The organism is Pseudomonas sp. G5(2012) (assembly GCF_000408945.1).
In the GTDB taxonomy this organism is placed as follows: Bacteria; Pseudomonadota; Gammaproteobacteria; order Pseudomonadales; family Pseudomonadaceae; genus Aquipseudomonas; species Aquipseudomonas umsongensis.
The window spans coordinates 1-7,118 of record NZ_APIO01000208.1 but is presented as its reverse complement, the minus strand read 5'-3'; the positions used below and the strand labels follow the sequence as shown (position 1 = coordinate 7,118).

At 61.4% G+C, this 7,118-nt stretch carries 3 protein-coding genes; all 3 read right to left on the bottom strand.

Translation table 11 applies throughout. The annotated features are described in order from the left end of the window. Positions 1-186: 186 nt before the first annotated feature. The gene (locus PG5_RS32690; RefSeq protein WP_020801361.1) at positions 187-2,826 is read right to left on the bottom strand and encodes an excinuclease ABC subunit UvrA; all 2,640 of its coding nucleotides are present in this window, start codon (positions 2,824-2,826) and stop codon (positions 187-189) included. A gap of 132 nt (positions 2,827-2,958) precedes the next feature. After that, on the bottom strand, positions 2,959-5,070 hold the full coding sequence (locus tag PG5_RS32685; protein WP_020801360.1) for a PAS domain-containing sensor histidine kinase: 2,112 nt from the start codon (positions 5,068-5,070) through the stop codon (positions 2,959-2,961). Positions 5,071-5,221: 151 nt separating this feature from the next. Continuing rightward, a complete protein-coding gene (gene tssF / locus PG5_RS32680; RefSeq protein ID WP_020801359.1) occupies positions 5,222-6,991 on the bottom strand; it encodes a type VI secretion system baseplate subunit TssF in 1,770 nt (589 codons plus the stop codon). Positions 6,992-7,118: the final 127 nt, after the last annotated feature.

Below are 7,118 nucleotides of genomic sequence, written 5' to 3'. Positions count from 1 at the left end.
GTCGGAGTACATATCCATTGTCGCCGCGATGGGCAATGCCTGCGTTCGGCCAGCGTGGTTAACGGGGCGCCCCAGATCAACAGCAAAGCGAGGCGGCCTTAAAGCCGACCTGACTTTTACCGGTGTACCTGGATCCCCTGTGGGAGCGAGCCTGCTCGCGAAGAGGCCCGCAAGAACGACATTGGCTCAAGCCTCACCAAGGACCCTGGCAAGAAACGGCGCCGTCCGGCTCTTTCTGCTCTTGGCCACTTTCTGCGGCTCACCCGCCACCACAACCTTGCCACCCTGATCCCCGGCCCCGGGTCCGATATCGATCACCCAGTCACTCTGCGCCACCACGCGCATTTCATGTTCGACGACGATCACCGTGTGCCCCGCCGTCACGAGGTTGTTCAATTGCTCCAACAAGCGATCGACGTCACGTGGGTGCAGGCCAGTGGTCGGTTCGTCGAGCACGTAGAGCGTCGCCCCGCGGGGGTTGCGCTGCAGTTCCGTAGCCAGCTTGATGCGCTGGGCTTCGCCTCCGGACAACTCGGTTGCCGGTTGGCCAAGGCGCAGGTAACCCAGGCCGATATCGCGCAGCACCTCCAGGGAACGACGCACCGCCGCTTGTTCGGCGAACACCTCGACGGCCTGGTCCACGGTCAATTGCAGCACCTGGGCGATGGTCCGGCCCTGCCAGGTGATCGCCAGCGTCTCGGGGTTGTAGCGCGCGCCGTGGCAGGTCGGGCAGGGTGCGTAGACGCTGGGCATGAACAATAATTCGACGCTGACAAAACCTTCCCCCTCACAAGTCGGGCAGCGGCCCTTGGCAACGTTGAAGGAAAACTGCCCCGCGTCGTAGCCTGCCGCCTGCGCTTCGGGCGTTGCCGCATAAAGCTTGCGCACATTGTCGAACAGCCCGGTATAGGTCGCGAGGTTGGAGCGCGGTGTGCGGCCAATGGGCTTCTGATCGACCTGCACCAGCCGCTTGATCGACGCCAGCCCCGCCGTGACCTGCCCGCCAACGACGGTCGGTGCATCGTCTTCCAGGCTCAGTTCCTCCAGCGGTTCACTGTCGACGCCGGGGCGCCCGAGTTGCGCGCCGACCAGTTCCAGCAATGCCTGGCTGACCAGGCTGGATTTACCCGAACCCGACACACCGGTCACCGCCGTAAAACAGCCCAACGGAAACTCAACATTGAGGTTGTCCAGGTTGTTACGCGTGATGCCTTCCAGGCGCAGCCAGTCGCTGGCCTTGCGCGCGCGACGGGGTTGGCTGACGTGCTCGGCGAACAGGTAGGCGCGAGTTTGCGAATCCCTCACTTCTGCCAATCCCGCCGGTGCACCGCTGTACAGCACCCGCCCGCCATGCTCGCCCGCCGCCGGGCCAACATCAATCAACCAGTCGGCGCGGCGCATGGTTTCCAGGTCATGCTCGACCACGAACAAGGTATTGCCCGCCGCCTTCAAGCGTTGCAAGGCTTCGAACAGCGCCTCACCATCGGCCGGGTGCAAACCGGCCGAGGGTTCGTCCAGTACGTAGATCACGCCGAACAACTGCGAGCCCAGTTGCGTCGCCAGGCGCAGGCGTTGCAACTCGCCGGACGACAGCGTCGGCGTACTGCGCTCCAGGGCCAGGTAACCGAGTCCCAGGTCGATCAAGGTGCTGACCCGTTCCAGCAAGTCCTGGGCGATGCGTTGCGCGGCGAGGCGTTTTTCCACCGAGAGATTCGGCGTGTGGCGCACATCGGGGGCGTTGGCGTGACCACTGGCGCCGTGGGCTACACGCTGTTCGCGGGCCTGACGGGTCTGCAGGTGAGTCAATACCTCTCCCGCCTCATCGCCCTCTTCGAGGTAATGCCGGGCTGCCACCGGCTTTAGAACTTCGGCGACTTGCAGCAGTGGCATCTGCGACAGCTCACCGATGTCGTAGCCGGCGAAGGTCACCGACAAGGCTTCGTGCTTGAGGCGCTTGCCCTCGCACAGCGGGCAAGGACTGCCGAGCATGAAGCGCGAGACGCGCTTCTTCATCAGCGCACTTTGCGAATGGGTGAAGGTGTGCAGGATATAGCGCCGTGCGCCGGTGAAGGTGCCCTGGTAACTCGGCTCCATCTTGCGCTTGAGGGCGACCCGGGTTTCCTGCGGGGTGAGCCCGGCGTAGACCGGCACCGTCGGGGTTTCTTCGGTGAACAGAATCCAGTCACGCTGCTTTTTCGGCAGGTCGCGCCAGGGCACATCGACGTCGTAGCCCAGGGTCACGAGGATGTCCCGCAGATTCTGGCCTTGCCAGGCCATCGGCCAGGAGGCGATGGCACGCTGGCGTATGGTCAGGCTCGGGTCCGGGACCATCAACGCCTCGGTGACCTCGTACACCCGGCCCAGGCCATGGCATTGCGGGCACGCTCCCTGTGGCGTGTTCGGGGAAAAGTCTTCGGCGTAGAGCATCGGCTGGCCCGCCGGGTAACTGCCGGCGCGCGAATACAGCATGCGGATCAGGCTCGACAAAGTCGTCACGCTGCCCACCGAGGAACGCGTGCTCGGCGTGCCCCGTTGTTGCTGCAAGGCCACCGCGGGCGGCAAGCCTTCGATGGAATCGACATCCGGCACGCCCACCTGATCGATCAAGCGTCGCGCATAAGGCGCCACGGATTCGAAATAGCGGCGCTGTGCTTCGGCGTACAACGTCGAAAACGCCAGGGACGACTTTCCTGAACCGGACACCCCGGTGAACACCACCAGGGCATCGCGGGGAATGTCGACATCGACGTTCTTGAGGTTGTGCTCCCGGGCGCCGCGCACCCTGACCATGCCGGAGGGAGGGTTTGGGATGCGCTTGTCGGTCATGGGGTAGCCTTGAGTCAAGAAGGTCGCGATACACATGTAGGAGCTGCCGCAGGCTGCGATCTTTTGACTTTGATTTTTGTAAGCAAGATCAAAAGATCGCAGCCTGCGGCAGCTCCTACAGTGAAGACATGTTTAGCCGTTGAGTACGGTACGAATCGTCCGGGTCAGCGCTTGCGGCCCATAGGGCTTGCTCAGCAAATGGGTATCCGGGCTCAGCTGATGATTGCGAGAGATAATGTCACGGGTGTGGCCCGAGGTGAACAACACCGCCACCGGGGGATTCTGTACCTTGGCCCATGCCGCCAGATCCGAGCTTTTTATCAGCCCGGGCATGACCACGTCGGTGAAGATCAAGTCCACCGCCGCCCCCTCCAGCAACATCTGCATGGCCGCGTCGGCATTGGCGGCGGTGAGCACCTGATAGCCCTCTTCGCGCAGCAGCTCCACGGTTGAAACGCGCACTGCCTCATTGTCCTCGACCACCAGGATCCGCTCGTTCGCGCCCCGTTGCAGCACATCGGCACTGGGTAGTTCACTGTCCATCGAGCGCAGGTTGCGCGCAAAATACATCTGCACCCGGGTGCCCTGCCCAACGACGCTGGCCATCTCGATATGTCCGCCACTCTGCTTGACGAAACCGAACACCATGCTCAAGCCCAGTCCTGTGCCATGGCCATCGGGCTTGGTGGTGAAAAACGGCTCGAACGCCTGCCCAAGCACTTGCGGCGACATGCCCAGGCCATTGTCCGCAACCGTGACCCGCACGTAGTCACCGGCAACGATGCCCTTGCCCAGGCAGAACCCGCGGTCGAGAGTGATATTCTCGGCGCTGAGTTCAATCGTGCCCTCGCCCTCCATGGCATCACGGGCATTGATCATCAGGTTGAGGATGGCGTTTTCCAGCTGGTTGCGATCGACGAAGACCGACCAGGGGTCAACCGGGGTGCTCATGTGAACATGGATGGTTTCCCCCAGCGCACGCTGCAACAGTTCACCCAGGCCATCGAAAATCTGCTGCGCCGTGCAAACCGCCGGAGACAAGGGCTGGCGCCGGGCAAACGCGAGCAACTGCGAGGACAGTTTTGCGCCGCGCTCAACCGCGGCAATGGACGCATTGACCCGGCGCTGCACGTTGGCATTGTCCGGTTCATGACGGGCGAGCAAGTGCAGATTTCCGGCAATCACTTGCAGCAGATTATTGAAGTCGTGGGCCACGCCGCCGGTCAGGCCGCCGATTGCCTCTAGCTTCTGTGACTGGCGCAGTTGCTCTTCTGCCGCCAGTCGCGCTTCGACTTCGTCGGCCACGCGCTGCTCCAGGTTGCGGGTAAACCTGAGCAAGGACTCTTCCGCGGATTTGCGTTCGTGGATGTCGATCAACACGCCGGGGAAACGAAAGGCCTGGCCCTGCTCATCGAATTCGCAGCAGCCGCTGGCGAGCACCCACAGGTAGCTGCCGTCGGGACGTAGCACCCGGTACTCGGCGTTATACGGCACACCGGTCTGTATCGATTGCCTGACTTGTTCCTCAACCCAACTGCGATCATCGGGATGGATATGGGCTTGTGCGAGGTCCTGGGGCAAATTGTCCAGGCTTTGCCCTGGGGGAAAGGAAAACGTGCGGGCGAAGCGTTCATCGCCGCTGAGGGTATTGGCCTTGAGATCCCATACGAATGAACCGAGCAAGGCTCCGGCATTGAGTGCCAGGCGTACCCGCTCGTTGTCGGCGCGATAGGCATTTTCCGCTGCCTGGCGCAGACGTTCGGAAATCACGAATTCGGTGGTGTCGACCACCATCGCCATAACGCCGGCAGGATGCCCGTCATCATCGGCGACCGGGCTGTAGTAAAGGTCCAGCCAGACGTCTTCGGGCACGCCGTCGCGCAGCAATACCAGCTGTTTGTTGCGGTAGGACAAGGTCCCCCCCGCCAGGCAGGTGTCGACCACATGCCGGTTGAAGTCGGCGACTTCCGGCCAACCCAACTCCACCGCGCAACCCAACAGGTAGGGATGGCGCCCGCCGGCAAATATCGAATAGGCGTCGTTGTAGATCATGTAGCCGGCCCGGCCCCAGAGCATCACCATCGGCAGCGGCGAGGCGAGCATCAGCTGTACCGCGCTGCACAGGCTCCTGGACCAGTTCTCCAGGCTCCCAAGCTCAGTCCGGCTCCAGTCGAACGCACGAATGCGCCCGGCCATTTCGCCGTTCCAGCCGGCACACCCGTGGTTATCTTCTAGAAACGGCATCGACTCGCTCTGCGCCCCGGTAACTGCACCCGTTTGTTTCGAGCTTCGCGGATGACAATGGTTTCATAGAGGGTAGCTGATTCTCGCGGTCTATCTGGAACGACCGAAATCTGTGGCTGGCAAACCCCTCTGTGGAAGAGAGCCCGGGCGTTCAACCGGGAATACGTTGACTGTGATTCTCGGGCCATCGCAGACATTTTCCAGAAGGTTGAAGGATCAGCGTGAGCTGGTTGAACAGGTGGATATCGGCGTACAAACCGAAGAAGCGATGGAGCATCTCGCCAAACAGGCTGATGTCACCTTCGCCGGAAAAACCGTTGGCATCCAGTGTGACTTCGATGTCGACACCGCGCAGCAGAAAGCCTTTTTCAAAACGCTGCAGGAGGTGGTGCCTGACCTCGACGATGGCCGCCAGGCGCCGCCGGTTCAGTTCGTCGTCCGTCCAGTCATACAACGCCAGTGTGCCACGCAATACTTCAGCATTGTCGAGCATCGGCAGGAAGTTTGAGCCCAGGTGGCTGAGCACTCGCCAGTGGAAGCGGTCGCGGTTCGGCGGGTAACACGGCAATGTGGGTGCGCACAGATTGCGCACCTGCAAACCGATCTTTGAGGTTTGTGCCAGCGTATCGAGCAGTGTGCCTTGCAACGCATTGCGCGGAAGCTGGCCATGGGTGCCGGTCAGTCGCAGCGAAAGGCTTTGGTTCACGTCTAGCCGGTCCTTGTCAAATCCGTCGCCGCCGAGGATCAGCCAGGTGTCATGCAGGCCATTGGTGCCTCGTTTCAAGCGGGTATGGAAATAACGCTCGGGCATCTCATCCCGCAACATGCCGCCCTTGTGGCGGAAACTGCTGAACGGTATGTAGTCCTGGCGGTCGCCATTACTCGACGTAGTGACCTGATCCACCGAATAGATTTCGGTATGACCGTCCTGCAAACGCATGGGGCGAAGCAAGTAGTCGGTTTGTAGCGGCTGCAGTGCCAGCGGGTCGGACTCCAGTGTGAACGCATTGATCACCGGCACCGCATGCAAGCGAATGTGCCCGGTGCTCAGGTTGAACGCTTGCGGCCACGGTTCGCGTAACACCACCTCCAGTTCGAACCATAGATCGCCTGGCTTGATGAGCACAAGCTCCAGTCCACACAGGGTGACGAACATGAACTTCTCGCGGAAGGTGAAATACTCCAGCAACAGCTGATAGCCGCTGAAAGCGCTGTCGCCCTTGGGCCACAATCGATCGTCATCGGCGAACCCCTTGGGCGAAAAATAACCGTCCAGCAGAGTACGACCCGACTGGTCAGGCAGGCGTACATACAAGGCTTGAGCGTTCAGGGTCAGTGCCTGGTGCAGCGCACTGGCCAGCGGTGCGTCGGCATTGAGGTACAGCGGCAGGCGACTCAGGTCCATCTCGTTCCAGGTGCTCATCGCTCCACGGGCGAAGCGCAAGCGCAGCACTGAACGCCCGTCCGGCTCGTGGGCCAGACGCACAGACTCCAGGGCGAGTGGCCGCAGTGTCAGGTCCTGGGTGGTGGTGTATCGGCAACGGGTGCGATGCACACCGATGGGCTGCGACAGCACTTCAAAACCGGTTTCGATCAACTCGTTGCGCTTCATCTTCCCCAGCTCCGGTGCCAACTCGACTATCGAGAGCGACGGAATGGTGCGCAGGTAATGCGGCCACAACAGACTGACCAGGCCTTCGGTCAGCTCCGGCAGGTCATCGTCAAGCTTTTCGCGCAAGCGTCCCATCAGGAAGGCAAAACCCTCGAACAGGCGTTCCACAGACGGGTCACGAGCGCCCTGCTTGTCCAGATTCAGTTGCGCCGCCCGGTCTGGAAAGGCTTCGGCAAACTCCTTGCCAGCCTCACGCAGATAGCGCATCTCGGCGTCGAAGTAATGCAGTGTCAGATTGTCCTTGCTCATAAAAAGATTCCTGAGTCGCGCTCGCCAAGGCATCGGGCAAACAATTTGTGCATTGTCATTTTTTAAACCTCCCGTTTTGTGCTGCCGCCGCCCCTTCAGCCAGGAAGATCTGCGTCGGCAACTTAAA